This window comes from Lentzea sp. NPDC051208 (assembly GCF_040682435.1).
GTDB lineage: Bacteria > Actinomycetota > Actinomycetes > Mycobacteriales > Pseudonocardiaceae > Lentzea > Lentzea kristufekii.
In genome coordinates this window covers 76,112-96,656 of record NZ_JBFBAW010000007.1, presented here as the reverse complement: position 1 = coordinate 96,656, position 20,545 = coordinate 76,112, and the positions used below count along the sequence as shown (strand labels likewise).

19 protein-coding genes are annotated in these 20,545 nt (G+C 69.4%); 11 read left to right on the top strand and 8 right to left on the bottom strand.

Features of this window, described 5'->3' with window-relative positions; all coding sequences use genetic code 11:
- Window positions 1–8: 8 nt before the first annotated feature.
- Window positions 9–416: a superoxide dismutase, Ni gene (gene sodN / locus AB0M48_RS18265; RefSeq protein ID WP_030476597.1), complete on the bottom strand. Its 408-nt coding sequence runs from the start codon at window positions 414–416 to the stop codon at window positions 9–11.
- Between the two features lie 74 nt (window positions 417–490).
- Here sodN and AB0M48_RS18260 point away from each other — a divergent pair, with 74 nt between their 5' ends.
- Window positions 491–793, top strand: a complete 303-nt coding sequence (locus AB0M48_RS18260; RefSeq protein ID WP_363842990.1) for a S24 family peptidase — start codon at window positions 491–493, stop codon at window positions 791–793.
- Here AB0M48_RS18260 and rfbC read toward each other — a convergent pair.
- Window positions 783–1,382, bottom strand: coding sequence for a dTDP-4-dehydrorhamnose 3,5-epimerase (gene rfbC / locus AB0M48_RS18255; RefSeq protein ID WP_363842987.1), 600 nt, complete (start codon window positions 1,380–1,382; stop codon window positions 783–785). The two genes, AB0M48_RS18260 and rfbC, sit on opposite strands and share 11 nt — an antisense overlap.
- 332 nt (window positions 1,383–1,714) lie before the next feature.
- On the opposite strand from rfbC, the gene AB0M48_RS18250 reads away from it, so the two are divergent.
- Both AB0M48_RS18250 and AB0M48_RS18245 read left to right on the top strand, forming a co-directional pair.
- A complete protein-coding gene (locus AB0M48_RS18250) occupies window positions 1,715–2,911 on the top strand; it encodes a malic enzyme-like NAD(P)-binding protein (protein WP_363842984.1) in 1,197 nt (398 codons plus the stop codon).
- A 225-nt stretch (window positions 2,912–3,136) separates the two neighbouring features.
- Complete coding sequence (locus AB0M48_RS18245) at window positions 3,137–6,313, top strand: EAL domain-containing protein (RefSeq protein ID WP_363842981.1); 3,177 nt, start codon at window positions 3,137–3,139, stop codon at window positions 6,311–6,313.
- Here the strand turns inward: AB0M48_RS18245 and AB0M48_RS18240 are convergent.
- Window positions 6,275–7,825 (bottom strand): bis-aminopropyl spermidine synthase family protein, encoded by a 1,551-nt coding sequence (locus tag AB0M48_RS18240; protein WP_363842978.1) that lies wholly within the window; start codon window positions 7,823–7,825, stop codon window positions 6,275–6,277. The two genes, AB0M48_RS18245 and AB0M48_RS18240, sit on opposite strands and share 39 nt — an antisense overlap.
- Entirely contained in the window at window positions 7,822–9,117 is a 1,296-nt protein-coding gene (locus AB0M48_RS18235; protein WP_363842975.1) for an RNA-guided endonuclease TnpB family protein, read from the bottom strand. Before AB0M48_RS18235 ends, AB0M48_RS18240 begins: the two co-directional genes overlap by 4 nt.
- Before the next feature lie 169 nt (window positions 9,118–9,286).
- On the opposite strand from AB0M48_RS18235, the gene AB0M48_RS18230 reads away from it, so the two are divergent.
- Genes AB0M48_RS18230 through AB0M48_RS18215 form a run of 4 tightly spaced genes read left to right on the top strand, consistent with a single transcriptional unit; the run spans window position 9,287 to window position 12,566 of the window.
- Window positions 9,287–10,369, top strand: a complete 1,083-nt coding sequence (locus AB0M48_RS18230) for an ABC transporter ATP-binding protein (protein WP_363842971.1) — start codon at window positions 9,287–9,289, stop codon at window positions 10,367–10,369.
- Window positions 10,366–11,004, top strand: coding sequence for an ABC transporter permease (locus AB0M48_RS18225; RefSeq protein ID WP_363842968.1), 639 nt, complete (start codon window positions 10,366–10,368; stop codon window positions 11,002–11,004). Before AB0M48_RS18230 ends, AB0M48_RS18225 begins: the two co-directional genes overlap by 4 nt.
- Before the next feature lie 6 nt (window positions 11,005–11,010).
- Window positions 11,011–11,673 carry an ABC transporter permease gene (locus AB0M48_RS18220; protein ID WP_363842965.1) on the top strand — a complete coding sequence of 221 codons (663 nt, stop codon included), beginning with the start codon at window positions 11,011–11,013 and terminating at the stop codon, window positions 11,671–11,673.
- Window positions 11,670–12,566 (top strand): ABC transporter substrate-binding protein, encoded by an 897-nt coding sequence (locus AB0M48_RS18215; protein ID WP_363842962.1) that lies wholly within the window; start codon window positions 11,670–11,672, stop codon window positions 12,564–12,566. The genes AB0M48_RS18220 and AB0M48_RS18215 overlap by 4 nt, the downstream gene beginning before the upstream one ends.
- A 30-nt stretch (window positions 12,567–12,596) precedes the next feature.
- Here AB0M48_RS18215 and AB0M48_RS18210 read toward each other — a convergent pair whose 3' ends face one another.
- Genes AB0M48_RS18210 through AB0M48_RS18195 form a run of 4 tightly spaced genes read right to left on the bottom strand, consistent with a single transcriptional unit; the run spans window position 12,597 to window position 15,677 of the window.
- Window positions 12,597–13,571 carry a GNAT family N-acetyltransferase gene (locus AB0M48_RS18210; RefSeq protein ID WP_363842959.1) on the bottom strand — a complete coding sequence of 325 codons (975 nt, stop codon included), beginning with the start codon at window positions 13,569–13,571 and terminating at the stop codon, window positions 12,597–12,599.
- Between the two features lie 5 nt (window positions 13,572–13,576).
- On the bottom strand, window positions 13,577–14,422 hold the full coding sequence (locus AB0M48_RS18205; protein WP_363842956.1) for a haloalkane dehalogenase: 846 nt from the start codon (window positions 14,420–14,422) through the stop codon (window positions 13,577–13,579).
- Window positions 14,423–14,432: 10 nt separating this feature from the next.
- A complete protein-coding gene (locus AB0M48_RS18200) occupies window positions 14,433–14,855 on the bottom strand; it encodes a MarR family transcriptional regulator (protein WP_363842953.1) in 423 nt (140 codons plus the stop codon).
- Window positions 14,856–14,891: 36 nt separating this feature from the next.
- Entirely contained in the window at window positions 14,892–15,677 is a 786-nt protein-coding gene (locus AB0M48_RS18195; protein ID WP_319988931.1) for an IclR family transcriptional regulator, read from the bottom strand.
- Between the two features lie 113 nt (window positions 15,678–15,790).
- On the opposite strand from AB0M48_RS18195, the gene AB0M48_RS18190 reads away from it, so the two are divergent.
- The 4 genes from AB0M48_RS18190 (at window position 15,791) to hutU (ending at window position 20,484) form a co-directional block, all read left to right on the top strand.
- Window positions 15,791–16,318, top strand: a complete 528-nt coding sequence (locus AB0M48_RS18190; protein ID WP_319988932.1) for a SigE family RNA polymerase sigma factor — start codon at window positions 15,791–15,793, stop codon at window positions 16,316–16,318.
- Complete coding sequence (locus AB0M48_RS18185) at window positions 16,315–17,250, top strand: hypothetical protein (RefSeq protein WP_363842948.1); 936 nt, start codon at window positions 16,315–16,317, stop codon at window positions 17,248–17,250. The genes AB0M48_RS18190 and AB0M48_RS18185 overlap by 4 nt, the downstream gene beginning before the upstream one ends.
- A gap of 73 nt (window positions 17,251–17,323) precedes the next feature.
- Window positions 17,324–18,829, top strand: coding sequence for a histidine ammonia-lyase (gene hutH / locus AB0M48_RS18180; RefSeq protein ID WP_363842945.1), 1,506 nt, complete (start codon window positions 17,324–17,326; stop codon window positions 18,827–18,829).
- A complete protein-coding gene (hutU, locus tag AB0M48_RS18175) occupies window positions 18,829–20,484 on the top strand; it encodes a urocanate hydratase (RefSeq protein WP_363842942.1) in 1,656 nt (551 codons plus the stop codon). Before hutH ends, hutU begins: the two co-directional genes overlap by 1 nt.
- The last annotated feature ends 61 nt before the right edge of the window (window positions 20,485–20,545 follow it).

Sequence of the window (20,545 nt, the reverse complement as noted above, 5' to 3'; positions counted from 1 at the left end):
CGCGGGGCTCAGCCCTGCTTGGTCTCCCAGAAGATCTTGTCGATCTGCGCGATCAGGTCGAGCAGGGCCTGGCCAGAAGCCGGGTCCATGGACCCCTTCGTGCCGCTCGCACCCGCGGCCTTGGTGGCGCGGTTGAACAGGTCGTGCAGCTCGGGGTACTTCTCGAAGTGCGGCGGCTTGAAGTAGTCCGTCCACAGCACCCACAGGTGGTGCTTGACGAGCTCGCTGCGCTGCTCCTTGATCAGGACAGCGCGCTCCCGGAACTCCGGGTCCTCGTTGGCCTGGTACTTCTCCTGGACCGCCTTGACCGACTCGGCCTCGATGCGGGCCTGCGCCGGGTCGTAGACACCGCACGGCAGGTCGCAGTGCGCGGTGGCTTCGACGCGCGGGCGGAGAATGCGCGACACGAGTCGCATCGTTCCTCCCAGAGTGAAAACAGTGGATGCTCCGACAGGTAGGAACCCTACTCCGGCTGATCGAAGGGTGATCGTTGAGACCGCGCCTCTCCACCGTGCTCGTGCGCGGTCCGTCCATGGCCCCTGCCCTGCGCGACGACGACATCGTGCTGGTCAAGTGGGGTGCGAGGCCCAAGGCGGGGCAGATCGTGCTGGTCAGATGGGCCAGCAGACCTGATCAGCTGTCGGTGAAGCGTGCCTCCCACGAAGTGGACGGGGGGTGGCACGTGGTGGGAGACAACCCCTTCGCGAGCACCGACTCCGAACACCTCGGACCTGCGGAGGTGCTCGGAGTCGTCAAAGCTCGACTATGGCCGAGGCCGGGTTTCAGGCTTTGAGGGACGCGTACAGGGCCAGGCAGTCCTCGTAGCGCGGCAGCACGCCGGCTTCGTAGGCCTCGGACAGCGTGGGGGCCGAGGTGTCCTTCTCCGACAGCTGGAACTCGAGCTCACGCGGCCACGGCAGGTCGAGCGCCGGGTCGAGCGGCGTCAGGCCGTGCTCGCCGGACGGGGTGTAGACGGTGGAGCAGAGGTAGTTCATCGTCGTGTCGTCTTCGAGGGCGATCATCGCGTGGCCCAGGCCCTCGGCGAGGTAGACCGCGTTGCACTTCTCGGAGTTCACCAGCACGGCGTCCCACTGGCCGAACGTGGGCGAGCCGACGCGGATGTCCACGACCACGTCGATGAACGAGCCGCGCGGGCAGAAGACGTACTTCGCCTGCGACGGCGGCACGTCCGCGTAGTGGATGCCGCGGATCGTCCCCGCGCGGGAGACGCTGTGGTTGGTCTGGGCGACCCGGAACGGGTGCCCGACCGCCTCCACGAAGGCGGCCTCCTGGTACGGCGAGACGAACACACCGCGGTCGTCGGGAAATGTCCGAGGGGTGAACTCGAACGCGCCGTCAATTTTCAGCGAACTCGCCTGCATGCCGTCACTCTAAGGCGTCATTTTTTCTTGACCGATCGGGTGCTTCCTGCCTGCAGAAACTGACCGGTCGGTGCAGAAAACCGGACGGACGTCTTGCTACATGCCCTCTGACCTGCGGAAAAAGTGTGATCCCCGCCGCAGACAGCAACGCGCGACCCTGCCACACTTCCCGTCACCCGCAACACTCGGCGGTTCTCCGACGCAACTCGTCGGAGGGCATCTACCGAGTTTCCAGGCCCCGTGTACCCGGCGTGACAACGCTGGGCCGGTGCGCCGTCTGGTGATGAGCCCACGCTGGGCCACTACGCCGCCCGCACCGCAGGAGGGACGCCGTGACAGCAGTGAACGAAACCCGCATCGAGAACTCCGATCCGACGCAGTTGACGGACGAGGAGATCTTCAACGCGCACCTGGGCGGGAAGCTCGAGGTCGGCGCGACCGCCTCGCTCGCTGACCCGAAGGCGCTGTCCATCGCGTACACACCTGGTGTCGCACGAGTGAGCAAGGCCATCGCGGAGGACCCCTCGCTCGCCGCGAAGTACACGTGGGCGCACCGCCTGGTCGCCGTCGTCAGCGACGGCACCGCGGTGCTCGGTCTCGGCGACATCGGCCCGAGCGCGTCGCTGCCCGTCATGGAGGGCAAGTCCGCGCTGTTCAAGACGTTCGGCGGCCTCGACTCCATCCCGCTCGTGCTCAACACGACGGACGTGGACGAGATCGTCGAGACGCTCGTGCGGCTGCGCCCGTCGTTCGGCGCGGTCAACCTGGAGGACGTCTCCGCCCCGCGCTGCTTCGAGCTGGAGCAGAAGCTGATCGAGGCGCTCGACTGCCCGGTCATGCACGACGACCAGCACGGCACGGCCGTCGTGTCGCTCGCGGCGCTGAACGGCGCGAACACCGTCCTCGGCAAGAACATCGGCGACCAGCGGGTGGTCATCTCCGGTGCGGGTGCCGCGGGCATCGCGATCGCCAAGATCCTCATCGCCGCCGGGGCCGGCGACATCACGCTGCTCGACTCGCGCGGCATCGTCCGCACGGGCCGGGCCGGTCTCAACCCGGTCAAGGAAGAGATCGCGAAGGTCACGAACTCCAGCAACCTCGACGGTGGGATCGACGTGGCGCTGCGGGGCGCGGACGTCTTCATCGGCGTCTCGTCCTCCAGGGTGTCCGAGGACCTGATCGCGAGCATGGCGAGCGGCTCGATCGTCTTCGCGCTGTCGAACCCGGACCCCGAGGTGCACCCGGAGGTCGCCGGCCGGCACGCCGCGATCGTGGCCACCGGCCGCAGCGACTTCCCGAACCAGATCAACAACGTGCTCGCGTTCCCCGGCATTTTCCGCGGGGCTCTCGACTCGGGTGCGCGACGGATCACGGAAGGCATGAAACTCGCCGCCGCGGATGCCATTCTCGCGGTCGCGAAGGATGATTTGGGCCCAGACCGAATTGTGCCCTCGGCATTGGACCCGCGCGTCGGACCCGAGGTCGCGGCGGCTGTGGCCGTGGCCGCGAAGGCCGACGGAGTCGCCTGAGCCAGCCCGTTCATTTGCCACCTTTTTGCATCTGCACGAGTACCGGAACCACGAACGTGGCTTTTCGTTAACCCGTGCAGGGGTGGGCGATGACGCTCTGAAGCGCTACCGTCCCTCTCCTCGGGTGTTCACCCGAGGAGAGGGTTCGTGTTTGCCGCCGTTCGGGTGCCGTTGTCGTGCCCACCCGAATTGCCGCGGGCGGTGGATGCGGGAGAGGGTGGGCCGGTGCCCAAGTGGGTGGGACGCGCGACGGTGGTGAACGGCCGTGCACGGACGGCTGTCCCGGAGAACGGGAAACCTCCGATCACGTTGGACGGGTTGACCCTGCCCGACGCGCCGTCGTTGCTCGTCGACGCCAAGGGTGTCGTCATGCAGGCGAACCCCGCGGCCGTGGAGCTCGCGGTCGCGCAGGGTGCCGACGACCTCGTCGGGCACGCGCTCGGCGACCTGCTCCTCGGCAACTCCGCCGACCTGAGGCTGCTGCGCGCGGACGGCACCGAACTGCCGGTGCGCGTCGCCCGGCACGCCGTTCCCGGCACGGGCCTGCAGGCCGTCCTGCTGATCGACGTCTCCGACCTCGCCTCCGCCGCGGACGCGCTGCGCGACGAGCAGCGCCGGCTGCGCAAGGTGCAGAAGGTCGCGAACCTGGGCTCGTGGGAGTTCGACCCCCGGACCGGCCTGACGGTCTGGTCGGACACGCACTACGAGCTCCTCGGCCTCGAACGCGGCGCCGTCGTGCCGGGCGCGCAGGCCGTTCTCGACGTCGTGCATCCGGACGACTACCAGATGGTCGAGACGTACTGGCACGGTCGCGAGATCACCGGCGACCCGATCGACATCGAGTACCGGATCGTGCGCCCGGACGGCCAGCTGCGGTGGATCCGCGGTGTCGCCGAGGCGAGGCTGGACGACGCCGGCGGCCTGGACAAGATCACCGGCTACATCCGCGACATCACCGAGACCAAGCGCGCGGCCACCGACCTCGCCCAGGAACGGGCGCGGCTGCTGGAGGCGCAGCGCATCGCCCGCATCGGCAGCTGGGCCTACGAGACCGGCACGCGCGCCGTGCACCGCAGCGAAGTGCTGCTGGAGATGTACGCCCAGCTCGGCATGACGCCGGACGACGACCTGCTCAGCGGCGTGCACCCGGACGACCGGGAGGCCGTCAAGGCGATCCGCCACTCGTTGCTGCACGCGAGCGACGGGCAACCGGTCGAGGTCGAGGTCCGCAGCGAGGTCGGCGAGCGCGTCTACATGTGCCGCGCCCGCGCGGAGATCGCGCCGTCGGGCCGCATCGAGCGCTACCACGGCACCATCCAGGACGTCACCGAAGCGCGGGCGCTGGAACGCCAGATGCGCGAGGACCGCCGCAGACTGGCCGACGCGCAGCAGGCCGCCCGCCTCGGCATGTGGGAGTGGAACCCGGTCAGCGGCGAGGTCGTGTGGTCGGACATGCTCCGCGACCTCTACGACATCCCCGCCGACGTCGCCGGCAGCTACCAGTACTACCTCGACCTGGTGCACCCCGAGGACCGGGGCTGGGTCGACGACCTGTGGCGCCAGCTCGCGGCCGACGAGATCGCGGTGCAGTGCGAACACCGCGTGATGCGCCGAGACGGTTCGACGCGCATCTTCCGCTGCCACGGCATGATCGTCCACGACGCGCGCGGCAAGCAGCTCGCCGTCGGCACCGCCCAGGACGTCACCGAGCAGCGCGCCGCCGAAGCGCGCATGAAGCGTTCCTCGCAGCGCTTCACCGACCTCGTGTCCGTGACGCCGGTGGGCATCGGCCTGTTCGACGAGGGCGAGCGCCTGGTCGACGCCAACGACGCGTTGTGCGACCTGCTCGGCATGGAACTGGAACAGCTGCGCGGCATGACCGCCGAACAGCTCACCCACCCCGAGGACACCTCGCCCGGCCTGCAGTGGGCCGCCGAGCGCACGCAGAAGATCCCGCAGCGCATCCTCGTCCGCCCGGACGGCGAGAAGGTTTACTGCGAACTGCACATCGCGCTGTCCGTGCAGGACGACGGCCGCCGCTTCTGGCTGATCGTGTTCCTGGACATCACCGAACGCCGCCGCGCCGCCGAGGCGTTGCGGCACCAGGCCACGCACGACGAGCTGACCGGCCTGCCGAACCGCGCGCTGGTGAAGGAGATCCTCGGCAAGCTGCTGGAGGGCCCCGGCCGGTCCAAGGTCGCCGTGCTCTTCTGCGACATCGACAACTTCAAGCGCGTCAACGACTCCCTCGGCCACGACGCGGGCGACGAGCTCCTCGTCGCCCTGGCGCGACGCCTCGAAGGCGGCCTGCCGGACGGCTGCACCGCCGCCCGGCTGTCCGGTGACGAGTACGTGATCATCGCCGAGGACCTCGACGCCGTGGGCGGCGTCGACGCCCTGGCGACACGGGTCGCGTCACTGCTCAGAACCGCGGTTCCGGTGCACGGCCAGCTGGTCCGGGTCTCAGCCTCGATCGGCGCGGCCGTGCCGAACGGCTCGCGCGCCAACGGTGCCGACCTGCTCAGGTTCGCCGACGCCGCGATGTTCGAGGCGAAGCGCGCCGGCGCCGGACGGGTCTCGCTGGCCTCCGCCGCGTTGATCGCGTCCGCGGACCGCCAGGTGCACCTCGAAGGCCAGCTGCGCGAGGCCCTGCAGAACGACGGCCTGGCGCTGCACTACCAGCCCGTCGTGGGCGTCGACGGCGCCGTCCTGACCGCCGAGGCCCTGGTGCGCTGGCCGCACCCCGATCGCGGACTGCTGCCGCCGGACGTGTTCCTGCCGGTCGCCGAGCAGGGCGACCTGATGCGCGAACTCGACCGCTGGGTGCTGCGGACGGCCCTGAAGGAGGCCGCGACCTGGCCCGCGCCCGACGGCCGCCCGGTGTCGGTCGCCGTGAACCTCGCCGGCCTGGTGCCGGGCGATCCGGAGTTCGTCGACATCGTGTCGACCGCGATCATGGAGTCCGGCGTCCCGTGGGAACGCGTGGTGCTGGAACTGGTCGAGACCGCGTTCGTCGACCTGCCGTCCCGGGTCCGTCAGTCGATGGACGAACTGGTGAAGCGCGGCGTGCAGTTCGCCGTCGACGACTTCGGCACCGGCTACTCGTCACTGGCGCGCCTGAAGGACCTGCCGGCTCAGATCATCAAGGTGGACCGGCGCTTCGTTTCGGGCGTGGGCAACGACTCCTCGGACTTCGCCGTCGCCCGCGCCGTCGTGGACATGGCCCGCGCGATGGGACGCAAGTGCGTCGCCGAAGGCGTGGAGACCGCCACCCAGTTCCACGTCCTGCGCGGCGTCGGCGTGGACGCGTACCAGGGCTGGTTGTTCTCGCGTCCGGTGCCGCCCAAGGAGTTCCGCGCGGTGCTAGCTCTCGGGCCGCTCCACATACCCCGCGCTGGCTGAGATCTCCGGCAGCAGTGCCGCGATCCGGTGCCTGGGCAGGTCGATCAACCGCAGTTCGAGGTCGTCCTGCACCACCGGGGCGTTGTCGATGATCTCCGCGGCCTGCCTCTTGGTCAGCACGCCCTGCGACGCGGTGATCAACGCCTCGCGCCAGCTGTTGCGCAGCTTGCCGTGCGCCTTCATCAGCACCTCGCGGACCGCGCGCTCGCCCAGCGACAGCGTGCCGGTCAGCACCTGATCGGCGACGACGATCGTCGTCCTGCCATCCGGGTTGTTGCGCAGGAACTTCAACTTGAACCGGGTAGCCACCAGCTCCTGCAGCTCCGTCTGCCCGGCCTCCGACGACACCGCCGGGTGGTTGTTCGGCACCAGGCAGGCCAGCCGCGCGGGCGACGAGGCGAGGAGCGTGCGCAGCAACCACGGGCCGGGGTCCGCCGACAGGTCGACGGCCAGGGAGGCCGCACCCTTGCCGACGGGCTCGGCCCAGCCCGCCGGACGGGGCTTCGGCGGCGGGGAGGACTCCGGGCGGGGAGCGAGATCCGACAACGCGGCCAACGCTTCCGGCGACGGGCCGGACGACTCCACCGACTGCGCGCCGTGCGTGTAGATCCGGGTGCCACCGGACACCGCGCGGCGTCCCGTGGGACGGCACACGTAGAGGTCGGCGGCCGAGCCGATGGCCTGCGCGCCGTCGAAGCGGTGGAACGCGGGCAGGATCGCCTCGAACACCAGGCCGAGCTTCTGCAGTTCCTGCTGCACCTTCAGGCCGAGGGCCGGCGTGCGGTCCGAGAAGCCGTACGCGAGCAGCAGCCGTCCCGAAGCGATGTCCTCCAACGCCTCGATGCCGCGGCCGGCGAACAGGCCCATGCCCTCCGGCGAGTACGGCGGGTCGCTGAAGACGAGGTCGAAGGACTCGAGAACCGAGGCGGGCAAGCCGAAACGCATGTCGCAGTGCAACGTCCGGATGTCGAGGCCGCGTGCGGCGGCCCGTGAGTCGATGAACTCCAGCAGGCGCTCGTCCAGGTCCACGACGGTGATCGACACGTGCGGGTTGACCGCGGCGACGGCCAGCGACGTCAGGTCGTGGTCGCCCAGGCACAGCAGGCGCCTGCCCGTCAGGTCGTAGGACGAGTCCAGCCACACCGCGCGGTTCAGCGCCGTCTCGGCCGTGGCCTGCACGTGGTCCAACGAGGACAGGGGCGGTGGGACGTCGGCGATGTCCACGAGGATCTGGCGCAGCACGTCCGTGTGGTCGCGGACACCCGAGACGCCGAAGGCGGAGCGGTACGAGGCCACCAGACCAGGAGCGATGCGGTAACGATCGCCTGAAGATTCGGCGTCGTCGCCGAGGGCCTTGAGCAGGTCCTGCACGGTGCGGCGGGGCACGGCGGGCAGGCGCACGAGTTCGGCCAGCGGGTGCCAGTCCTCGGTGAGCAGGGACAACACCTCGCGGAGCTTGCGGGCGTGCACGCCGCGCTCTGCTACCAACTGCCGAACCTGATCGATCGTCACAAGCGGTAAACCATACGGCCCTTGACGTGCTCCGCTGCCCGAAGGCCTGGGGAGCTTCCTGCTTCCTCGCCCTGCGCCTCTCCACGGAGAGGGCTTACCTGGGCTCCACAGGCATTTCGCTTCTCCGCCCGCCCGGCGGTGAGGATGTTGAGCGCCGCATTGCGGTCACGATCGTGGGCCGCCCCGCATTCAGGGCAGGTCCACGATCTGACTCCCAGCGGCATGGCGTCCATGAGGTGACCGCAGCTCGAACAGGTCTTCGAGCTGGGCAGCCAACGGGACACAGCCCGCACTGTTCGGCCGTACCGCTCGGCTTTTTCGTGCAGGAGCCGGATGAACTGTGCCCATCCGGCATCCGAGACCGCTCTGGCCAGGCGGCGGTTTGCGACCATGCCCACGACGTTCAGGTTCTCCACGTAGACCGCTTGGTTCTCGCGGATCAGGATGAGGGCCTGTTTGTGGTGATGGTCTCGCCTGGCGCGGGCGATCTTGGCGTGTTGGGCTGCCAGCCTTCGTCGCGTCTTCTCTCGATTGGCACTGCCTTTGGCTCGGCGGTGCTTCTCGCGTTCAAGCCGGGCGAGTCTCCGCAGCTTGCGTGCCAAGTGTCCGGGGTTGGCGATGGTCAGGCACTGCTCGTCGGTGTCGGCGACGACGGCCAGACGGGAGATCCCGAGATCGACTCCGGCTTCCCTGTCGATCTGCGGTAGCGGTGTCGGATCGACGTCCACGACGAACGAGGCGTAGTAGTGGCCGTCCGGTTCGAGGACGATCGTGAGCGAACTCGGATCGGAGGGCAGAGGCCGAGACCAGCGCACGCGCACATCGCCGATCTTGGCCAGGTAGAGCTGGCCTCCAGCGCGTAGAACGAACCCGTTGCGTGTTAGCCGGAACGTCTGCCGGGAGTCCTTGCGGGACTTCAGCCTCGGCCGTCCCATTCGGCGGCCTCTGCGCCGCTTCGTCAGAGAATCGAAGAAGTTTCGGTACGCCTGGTCTGCGTCGCGTACCGATTGCACCAGTGCCACCGATGCCACGTCGCGCAACCACACGCGATTCTCGGTTGTCTTCGCCTCGGTGATCACACGGCGCTGCACGTCGGTCGGGGTGATCTTCTCGCCAGCCAGGTGCGCGGCTTCCCGGCAGCGGATCGCGTCGTTGAAAACCACTCGTGCGCACCCGAACGTACGTGCCAGCATGCCGCGCTGAACCTCGGTCGGTTCGATCCGGTAGCGATACCGCGCCAGCACGTCCGTCACCTTAGCCGTGAGAGCCTCGGCGTTCACCACGGTCTGCATCGGCTCCGGCACTCGTTGTCGATCTTTCCCTGGTTGCGTCGGACGAAACACTCGGGCCGTCACATAGTGGAACGCTGTGCCGGGGTACGCCGAACGAGTTAAGGTCTTTGGGATCTACATCCAGGGCGGCCCGATCGGGGTGGTCGTCACGACCGGAGGGATCCGAAGGGTGATCGAGTTCCGGGCCGTAACCAAGCGGTTCGAGGACGGGACCATCGCTGTCGACGAGCTCGACCTCACGGTCGAGGCGGGCACCATCACGGTGTTCGTCGGTCCTTCCGGCTGTGGCAAGACGACGTCCCTGCGCATGGTCAACCGCATGATCGATCCCACGTCGGGCACGATCCTGGTGGACGGCAAGGACGTCCTGACCGTCGACCCGCCCACCCTCAGGCGCGGCATCGGCTACGTGATCCAGCAGGCGGGCCTCTTCCCGCACCGCACGGTGCTGGACAACGTCGCGACCGTGCCCCTTCTGTCCGGTTGGGACAAACGCAAGGCGCGCACGCGTGCGGCCGAGCTGCTGGAGATCGTCGGGCTGGACCCCGCCTTCGGCAAGCGCTACCCGGCCCAGCTCTCCGGAGGCCAGCAGCAACGCGTGGGCGTCGCCCGCGCGCTCGCGGCCGACCCGCCGGTGCTGTTGATGGACGAGCCGTTCAGCGCCGTCGACCCGGTGGTCCGCGAGGACCTGCAGAACGAACTCCTTCGCCTGCAAGCGGAACTGGACAAGACGATCGTGTTCGTCACGCACGACATCGACGAGGCGCTCAAGCTCGGTGAGCGCGTCGCGGTGTTCCAGACGGGCGGGCACCTCGCGCAGTACGCGAAGCCGGCCGAGCTGCTCAGCGCGCCCGCCAACGACTTCGTGGCCTCGTTCGTCGGACGGGACCGCGGCTACCGCACCCTCACGTTCCTGCACGCGGACGTGCCCGTGCACCCCGTCGCGACGGCCAAGCTCGGCGAGCGTGTCACGGTCACCGACTGGACGCTCGTCGTCGACGAGGAGAACCGGCCGAAGGGCTGGCTGTCCGGTGTGGACGGTGAGGTCGATGTCAGCGAGAAGGACCTGATCTCCGGCGGCTCGCTCTACGACGGCACGACGTTGCGCGGCGCGCTCGACGCGGCGCTCAGCTCGCCGTCCGCGCTCGGTGTGGTCGTCGACGGCGCCGGTGCGGTCACCGGCGTGGTCCACGCCGGTGACGTGATCCAGGCGCTCGCGAAGGCCCGCGCGGCGGGTGAGGTCCCGAAGTGACCTGGATTTTCGAGAACTGGGAAAGGTTCTGGGAAGTCACCGAGGTGCACCTCCGGCTCTCCGTCGTGCCGGTGCTGGTCGGTTTCGCGCTCTCCATCCCCCTCGGGTGGTGGGCGAGCCGGTCGCAGACAGCGCGCGCGATCCTCTTCCCGTTCGCCAACGTCCTGTTCACGATCCCGTCCATCGCGCTCATCGTGATCACGCCGGTGCTGTTCGGCGTGAAGATCCTCGACGAGATCAACGTCATCGTGCCGCTGGTGGTCTACACGGTCGCCCTGATGGTGCGCGCGGTCGCGGACGCGCTGGCCGCCGTGCCGGGCAACGTCGTCGCCGCGGCGAACGCGATGGGGTTCCGTCCTCTGCGCCGCTTCCTCACCGTCGACTTCCCGCTGGCTCTGCCGGTCACGATCGCGGGCCTGCGGGTCGCGACCGTGTCGAACATCAGCATGGTGAGCGTGGGCGCGCTCGTCGGGCTCGGCGGCTACGGTCAGCTCTTCACCGAGGGCTACCAGACCGACAACACCGACAAGGTCCTCGCGGGCCTGATCGGCACGGTCGTGCTGGCACTGCTCGCGGACGGACTGCTGTTGCTGGTCGGACGGCTGCTCACGCCGTGGGCACGGGCGGGGAGGTGAGCTGAGATGGGCTGGCTCTTCGACCCCGCGCACTGGTCCGGCTCGACCGGGATTCCGGTGCGGTTGCTGGAGCACTTCGGCTACACGCTGCTGACCATGGTGATCGCGGCGCTGATCGCGATCCCGCTCGGCGCGTTCGTCGGGCACACCGGCAAGGGCGGGTTCGTGATCGTCGGGCTCTCCAACGCGCTGAGGGCGTTGCCGACCACGGCGGTGCTCATCCTCGTCGTGCTGTGGGCGGGCCTGGGTGACTTCCCGGTGTACGTCGCGCTGGTGCTGCTGGCGATCCCGCCGATCATGGCGGGCACGTACGCGGGCGTCCGCGCGGTCGACCCGGTGACGGTCGACGCCGCGAGGGGCGTCGGGATGCGCGAGTCGGGCGTGCTGCTCCAGGTGGAGATCCCCAACGCGCTTCCGCTGATCTTCGGCGGTTTCCGCGGCGCCGCACTGCAGGTGGTCGCGACCGCCACCATCGCCGCCTACACGGGCGCCGGTGGACTCGGCAGGTTCGTCTTCGACGGCCTCGCCCTGCAGGATTTCGGACAGATGCTCGCCGGCGCGGTGCTCGTGGCACTGCTCGCCGTTCTCGTCGACCTGGGGTTCGCCGGCCTGCAACGGCTGACGGTCTCGCCAGGATTGCGTCCAGTGGGAACCGGAGGAAAGAGATGAAGCGCATCGCCACGGCTGTCGCTGCCGTGATGCTTCTGTCGGCGTGCGGTGGTGACCCGCTGACGGGCGGCGCCGACAACCCGGCCCCGACCGACACCATCGTCGTGGGTTCGGGCAACTTCCCGGAGTCGCGCCTGCTCGCGGAGATCTACGCGGAAGCGTTGGCCGCCAAGGGCGTCAAGGTGTCCAAGAAGCTGAACATCGGCAACCGGGAGCTGTACTACAAGGGCGTGCAGGACGCCTCGATCGACCTGATCCCGGAGTACTCCGGCGTCCTTCTCAAGTACATCAACAAGGAGGCGCAGGAAGTCGGCTCCGACGAGGTGTACGCGGCGCTGAAGAAGGCGCTGCCGCAGAACCTCATCGTGCTCGACAAGTCGTCCGCGGAGGACAAGGACGCCGTCGTCGTCACGAAGCAGATCGCGGCCCAGTACAGCCTGAAGTCGATCGACGACCTCGTGCCGTACTGCAAGGACCTGGTCTTCGGCGGCCCGCCGGAGTTCCAGAGCCGCGCGGACGGCCTGCCGGGCCTGAAGGCCAAGTACGCCTGCGAGTTCAAGGAGTTCAAGGTCCTCGACGTCGGCGGCCCGCTGACCGTCGCCGGTCTGAAGGACAACACGGTGCAGGCGGCCGACCTGTTCACGACGGACGCGGCCATCAAGGCCAACGAGTTCGTGGTGCTGGAAGACCCGAAGAACGCCTTCGCCGCGCAGAACGTGTTGCCGCTCATCAACGAGAAGAAGGCGTCGCAGCAGGTCCGCGACACCCTCAACGCCATCTCGAAGAAGCTCGACACGAAGGTCCTGCTGGAGCTGAACCAGAAGCTCTCCGCGCCGGACAAGCCGGAGCCGGAGAAGGTCGCCAAGGAGTGGCTCGCCTCCGCGGGAATCTGATCGCGTTCTGACGACCGCCGGCCCGCAGGCCTACGCCTGCAGGTCGGCGGTTTTCGCTTGTACGCCCATGTAGATGAAGGTGTCCTCGTAGCCCAGCGAGTGGTTCACGCGCAGCATGTGCTCGTTGTTGCTGCTGGTGCGCGTGAAGATCGTTTCGACGCCTTCCAGGTTGTGCAGCATGTACGCCTTGATCAGCCTGCCGAACCCCCGGCCACGATGTGCTGGTAGCACGACCGTGTGCAGTTGCTCGGCCACGGTGGACACGGCCGGATTCAACTCGACGACCGTGACGCCGGCGGCCTGGCCCTCGTGCAGCAGGAGGACGATCCACCGGACCGGGACGGCGCCGGCCTCCTCCCGCCGGATGCTCTCGACGGTGTTGCGCGTCAGATCGAGCGCCGTGTCGCCCTGCGGAGCGTCCCTGATGCCGTTGAGCGCCTCGACGTAGGCCTCGACGAACTCCTCCGGTGCCGCGCCCTTCCACGTGACGAGTTCGTACCCGGCCGGGAGCTCGCCGATCTCGGGCGGATCTCCGAGGGTGAGCCGTTGCCTGGTCATGGTGGAGACGACGCGGAATCCGCGGGCGGCGGCGAACCGTTCGCCCGGGCTGTCCGCGAAGACGCTCCACGCCTCGATGACGGTGCGGCCGTTCACCAGCGACAGCATGGCGCGGAGCAACGCCGTGCCGATGCCGCGACGGCGGTGGGCCGGCAGCACCACCACGTTGCCGGTGGCGAGGTGCGCGTTGGCCTCGGCCTCGGAGATCCGCACCTCGCCGTAGCCGATGATCTTTCCGGCTTGTCGGGCGACGACGAAGCGCGGCGGTGCGAAGCCGAGGTCGTCGTGAAGCTCCCACCTGGCGACGCAGGCCTCGTAGGGCGGCCGCTTCTTGCCGGGTGAGTCCTCGACCACCCAGGTCGCCACGACCTCGTAGAGGCCGCGCCGGTCCTCCTCGGACGCGGAGGAGAAATCCAGTTCCTCGATCTGTTCGGTTATAACCCCCATGCACGCTATGCAACCAGACCGTTGCTCTCCGTCCAAGCCCTGATGGCGGCCGTGATCTCCTTCGGCCGGTCCTCCTGCGCGTGGTGCCCGGCCTCTCCGGCCGCCACCACCTCCAGCGCCGCGATGTTCTCGGAGCACCACGCGGCCAGTTCGGGAGTGATGAGCAACGTCGGCGCGTTCTCGAAGGTCAGCAACAACTTCGGCACCTCCGAGCTCGCCAGCCACTTGCCGTAGGCCTCCATGCGCGGCACCAACGCGGGCGGGTCACCGTCGACCGGCAGCTGCTGCGCCCACGCCAGCACCGGGCGGCGGCTCTCCCGGTCGGGGAACGGTGCCAGGTACGCGGCCATGTCCTCCTCCGAGACCGGTGTGCGCACGCCGCCGGTGAACGCCTGACGCAAGATGGTGTCCTGGTCCAGCACCAGTTCCTCGGCCAGGCCGGGGGCCCGCAGCCTGCGCATCCGTGCCTGCGCGGCGGGCTGCAGGTCGGCCGACCTCAGGGGCTTCATCATCGTCTCGAAGAAGGCGATGCCGGCCACGCGCGAGGGGTGCCGGGCGGCCCAGTCGAACGCGAGCGCGCCGCCCCAGTCGTGGCCGACCAGGATCACCTGGTCCAGTTCGAGGGCGTCGAACCACGCGTCGAGGTACCGGGAGTGGTCGTCGAACGAGTAGCCGATGGCCGGCTTGCCCGATCTGCCCATGCCGATGAGATCGGGGGCGAGCCCGCCCAGTTCGGGCAGGACGTTGCGCCAGGTGTGCGACGAGGCGGGATTGCCGTGCAGGAACACGAAGGGCGCGGAGCCGTGCTCCTCGTAGTGCATGGTCGAGTCGAGGACGGGGACGACGGGCATCGAAGGCTCCTCAGTCGAGGGGAACGGCGAGCAGCGCGTGCAGTTCGCCGGAGAAGGCGGAGGTGCGGTCGCCGAGGGGCGCGAGCAGCCGATCCAGCAACGAGCGGACCAGCGCCACGGCGGGTTCGACCGTCTCAAGGCCTTGAGGGGTCAGTGACAGCCGCACGGTCCGTGTGTCGACGGCGTCCCGTGTGCGCGAGATGAATCCCGACGCTTCCAGCGAGCGCGCGAGCTTCGAGACGTACAGCGCTTCCAGGCCCGTGTGATCGGCCAGTTCGCGTTGGGAGGGCCGGTCCAGGTGCAGCAGCGACGACAGCACGACGTACTGCGCGTGCGTCAGCCCGAGAGGGTCCAACGCGCGGTCAACGGCCGTCCGCCACTTCATCGCCAGACGCCACACGAGGTGCCCAGGCGTCGGTTCCGCACTGCTCATGACAAATACAGTACATGGCTACTATGTACATGGCGACTATCCCGAGGCGGCGTGACCGCCGATCCGGAGCGTCAGTTCCTCGGCCGCCTTGTGCACCTCTTTGGCCAGATCGGGCCACGTCTGACCGCACGGTGTGTCGCAGACGTGCCGAAACGTCAGCGTGATGGCCGCGATCGGCCGCTCGCCGTGGTCGAACACCGGCGCCGCCACCGAGGCGAACCCGGCCGTGACGAACCCGTCCTCGACCGACCAGCCCTGCCGCCGTTCCAGCGTCAGCAGCCGGCGCAACGCGGGCAGGTTGTGCGGGCCGCGCCCGGTGCGGTCGACGAACGACGCCACCGACGGCAGCAACGCCCTGACCTGCGCCGGAGGCAGGTGCGCCAGCATCGCGCGGCCCGAGGCCGTCAGGTGGGCGGGCAGCCGGACGCCGACGTCGGACACGATCGACTGCGGCTGGCGGGGCTGCTCCCGCACGAGGTACAGGGCCTCGGCGCCGTGCAGGACGCCCAGATGCGCGACCTTCTCCATCCGGTCGGCGAGCTTGCGCAGCAACGGCCGGGCCAGGCGTTCCAGCGGATCGTGCCGCAGGTAGGCGGAGCCGAGTTCGAACGCCGCGACGCCCAGGCCGTAGCGCTTCTCCTCGGGGAAGTGCGTCGCGAAGCCGGCCTCGGTCAGCTCCGACAGCAGGTGGTAGGTCGTGGACCTGGGCAGATTCAGCTCGCGCGCCACCGACGCCGCGGAGACGGGTCCCGGTCTGCCCGCCAGCAGCCGGAGGACTGCCAACCCTCGCCGCAGCGCGGGAACGTCACTGCTGCTGCCCACGTCAGTGATTTTCCCATGTGATGCACCCCACGCCGTTACGACATCAGGGCACACTCAACAGAACACCCCCAGGGAGCGTTGGAGGGGCGTGACGGTTTTGAAGGGGGTCGGGATTGACACCGAGTTTCGATGACTTCGTGGCAGCACAGGTGACCCCGTTGCTGCGCTACGCCACCGTGCTCACGTGCGACCCGCACCTGGCCCAGGACGTGGTCCAGGAAGTGCTGCTGCGCGCGCAGCAGAAGTGGGACCGCATCGGTTCAGTCGACCTCCCTCACGCCTACGTCAAGCGCATGGTGACCAACGAGTACCTCTCGTGGCGCAGACGCAGGGCCGCCAAGGACGTCGCTCTCTGCATGACGACGCTCGAGTCCGTCACCCCGCCCGTCGGCGACAAGACGCACCACTACGACGAGCGGGAAGCAATGTTGCAGCGGATCGCGAAGCTGCCCCGCAAACAGCGGGCGGCCGTGGTGCTCCGCTACTACGAGAACTACGAGGACTCGGAGATCGCACAGATGCTCGGTTGTGCCGAGGGAACCGTGCGCAGCCACATCTCGCGTGCGCTGGCCACACTCCGCCTGGACCACACGCCGGAACCCGCTGGAGTCGGGTTGCGGCTCGGGGAGGGCCTGTCGTGAACGACACCGAACAGCTCATCAAGGAGGCACTCGGTCAGCTGGCCGAGCGCACCCCGCATCCGGGCCCGACGCTGAACGCGCTGCGGCGCAAGCGGAAGAGGCAGCGGAACAACATCTTCCTGATCGCCACGGCCGGCATGGCCGCGGTCGTCGTCCTGATCTTCGCGGGCGTGATCGCCAGCGACAGGTACACGCCGCCGAACCCGAACGACGCCGCCGCGGCGCTCACACCCGGCGGGACCGGCTCGCTGAAGTACCAGCCGCACTGGCTGCCGGACGGGTTCGCTGAGGCCCTCCGCGCCGCGCACGACCGCGGCACGGCGCGCGTCTGGGTGCCGGCGGACGCCTCGCCGGAGGCCCCGCACGCCGACGGCCCGCGGATCCAGCTGGCCAGCGGCCAGAGCTACGAGGGCGGCACGAACCAGTGGCAGGACACGACCGTGCGCGGCCTCAAAGCCCGTGTGCAGGTGAACGGCGGCACGGCGGTCGTCGAGTGGAAGGCGCAGGAAACACTGTTCGTGCAGGTGCAGGACGTGGGTGACCCGAGGGAGACGGCGATGCGCGTCGCGGATTCGGTGCGCGCGGACTCGGACACGAACTTCCAGGCGCCGTTCACGTGGAAGGGCAAGCCGGCGGACGAGTTCAGCGGCTCCAGCCCTTCCGACTGGCGCGCCAAGGTGACCGCCGCCGAGATCGAGGTCGGGGTCACCTCCCGCACGCCGGACTACAACGGCGCGCCGACCAGCCCGGTGACGGTGCGCGGCAAGCAGGGGATCGTCGTGGACGGCCGGGTCGTGGCGGTGCAGGAGGGTGGCCTCTGGATCACCGCGATCAGCTACGCGGCCACCAAGCCGATCGATGAGCTGGTCGCGGCGGTCAACGACGTCGAACTCGCCTCGAACGTCGACACCGGCTGGATCCGCAAGAAGTAGTCCGTCTGGCATCTCAGACACCATCGAGCGCTCCGGGGTCGCTGACTCGGCCCAGGAGCGCTGTGATGTCTCCATGCGACAACCGGTGGAGCTGGGTCCGAAGCCTCTGACCCTCGAGGACGTTCATGCCGTCGCCCGCGACGGCGCCCCGGTGGAGATCACCGCGGCGGCCCGCGAGGCGGTCACCACCGCCCGTGGCCACATCGAACAGCTCGCCACGGCCGAACGCCCCACCTACGGCGTCTCGACCGGGTTCGGCGCGCTCGCCGTCCGGCACATCCCGCCGGACCGCCGTGCCCAGCTGCAGCGGTCGCTGATCCGCTCGCACGCCGCCGGTTCCGGTCCCGAGGTCGAACGCGAGGTCGTGCGGGCGCTGATGCTGCTGCGCCTGCGCACGCTCTCGACCGGCCACACCGGCGTCCGGTTGTCCACTGTGGACGCGATGGCCGGGATGCTGAACGCCGGCATCACCCCGATCGTGCACGAGTACGGCTCGCTGGGCTGCTCCGGCGACCTCGCGCCGTTGTCGGCCAGCGCACTCGCGCTGATGGGCGAGGGCCTGGTCCGCAACTCCCGCGACGAGCTCGTTCCGGCGGCCGAAGCGCTCGCCGAAGCAGGCATCGAACCCGTGCAGCTGGCCGAGAAGGAGGGCCTCGCGCTGATCAACGGCACGGACGGCATGCTCGGCATGCTGTCGCTGGCGATCGCCGACTTCACGAGGCTGCTGGACATCGCCGACCTCACGGCCGCGATGAGCGTCGAGGCCCTGCTGGGCACCGACCGCGTCTTCGAGCCGGAGCTGCACGCGCTGCGCCCGCACCCCGGCCAGAACCTGTCGGCCGCCCGGATGCTCGCGTTCCTCAAGAACTCCGAGATCGTCGCCTCGCACCGCGGCCCGGACTGCACCCGCGTGCAGGACGCGTACTCGCTGCGCTGTTCCCCGCAGGTGCACGGCGCGGCCCGCGACACCGTGGCGTACGCGGCGACGGTGGCCGACCGCGAGCTGGCGTCCGTGATCGACAACCCGGTCGTGCTGGCGGACGGCCGCGTCGAGTCCAACGGCAACTTCCACGGCGCCCCGGTCGCCTACGTGCTGGACTTCCTGGCCATCCCGCTCGCGGACGTGGCCTCCATCGCCGAGCGCCGCACCGACCGCATGCTCGACGTCTCCCGCTCGCACGGTCTGCCGCCGTTCCTCGCCGACGACCCCGGCGTCGACTCCGGCCACATGATCGCCCAGTACACCCAGGCGGCGATCGTGTCCGAGCTCAAGCGCCTGGCCGTGCCGGCGTCCGTCGACTCGATCCCGTCCTCCGCGATGCAGGAGGACCACGTGTCGATGGGCTGGTCCGCCGCCCGCAAGCTGCGCAAGGCAGTCGACGGGCTCACCACCGTGCTGGCGATCGAACTGCTCACCGCCGCGCGGGCGCTCGACCTGCGCGCGCCCCTCAAGCCCGCCCCCGCGACGGCCGCCGCCGTGGCGAAGTTGCGCGAGACGGTTCCCGGCCCCGGCCCCGACCGCCACCTCGCCCCCGAGATCGCCGCCGCCGAGGCCCTGATCCGAAGTGGAGCCCTGTAATGGCTGTTCGCGCTGACCGCGGCACCGAACTGACCGCGAAGAACTGGTCGACCGAGGCCGCTCTGCGGATGTTCCACAACAACTTGGACCCGGACGTCGCCGAACGCCCCGAGGACCTCGTCGTCTACGGCGGCACCGGCAAGGCCGCGCGCGACTGGCCGTCGTTCGACGCGATCACCCGCGAGCTCAAGAACCTCGAAGCCGACGAGACGCTGCTCGTGCAGTCCGGCCGCCCGGTCGGCGTCATGCGCACGCACGAGTGGGCACCGCGCGTGCTCATCGCGAACTCGAACCTCGTGCCGGACTGGGCGAACTGGTCCGAGTTCCGCCGCCTGGAGGCCGAGGGCCTCACGATGTACGGGCAGATGACCGCCGGTTCGTGGATCTACATCGGCACCCAGGGCATCCTGCAGGGCACGTTCGAGACGTTCGCCGCCGTCGCCACCAAGCGCTTCAACGGCACGCTGCGCGGCACGCTCACGGTCACCGCGGGCCTGGGCGGCATGGGCGGCGCGCAGCCGCTGGCCGTGACGATGAACGAGGGTGTCGCGCTGTGCATCGAGGTCGACCCGCAGCGCGCTCAGCGTCGCCTGGAGACCCGCTACCTCGACGAGATCGCGGACGACCTGGACTCGGCGATCGAGCGCGTGCTGGCCGCCAAGGCCGCCGGTGAGGCCGTGTCCGTCGGTGTCGTGGGCAACGCGGCGGAGATCCTGCCGGAGCTGCTGCGCCGCGAGGTCGCCGTCGACATCGTCACGGACCAGACCTCGGCGCACGACCCGTTGGCGTACCTGCCCGTCGGTGTCCCGCTGGAGGAGTGGCAGGACTACGCCGCCGCGAAGCCCGACGAGTTCACCGACCGCGCCCGCAAGTCGATGGCCGAGCACGTCGAGGCCATGGTCGGGTTCATGGACCGCGGCGCCGAGGTGTTCGACTACGGCAACTCGATCCGCGGTGAGGCGCAGCTCGGCGGCTACGACCGCGCGTTCGCGTTCCCCGGCTTCGTGCCCGCCTACATCCGGCCGCTGTTCTGCGAGGGCAAGGGCCCGTTCCGCTGGGCCGCGCTGTCCGGCGACCCCGAGGACATCGCCAAGACCGACAAGGCGATCCTGGAGCTCTTCCCGGAGAACGAGCAGCTCCACCGGTGGATCAAGATGGCCGGCGAGCGCGTCGAGTTCCAGGGCCTGCCCGCCCGCATCTGCTGGCTCGGCTACGGCGAACGGCACCTCGCGGGCCTCAAGTTCAACGAGATGGTGGCGTCCGGCGAACTGTCCGCGCCGATCGTCATCGGCCGCGACCACCTCGACTGCGGCTCGGTGGCCTCCCCGTACCGCGAGACCGAGGCGATGGCCGACGGTTCCGACGCGATCGCGGACTGGCCGCTGCTCAACGCCCTGGTCAACACGGCGTCCGGCGCCACCTGGGTGTCGGTCCACCACGGCGGCGGCGTCGGCATCGGCCGCTCGATCCACGCCGGCCAGGTGACGGTCGCGGACGGTACTCCGCTGGCGGCGCAGAAGATCGAGCGCGTGCTGACCAACGACCCCGGCATGGGCGTCATCCGGCACGTCGACGCCGGGTACGACGAGGCGAAGGCGGTGGCTGCGGACAAGGGCGTTCCCATCCCCATGCAGCACAGCCCGATGGAGGGCTGAAAATTGTCAGACCTCGCTGGGAGAATTGAAATCGGGGGACCCCCTGGAGGGGACCCCTGCG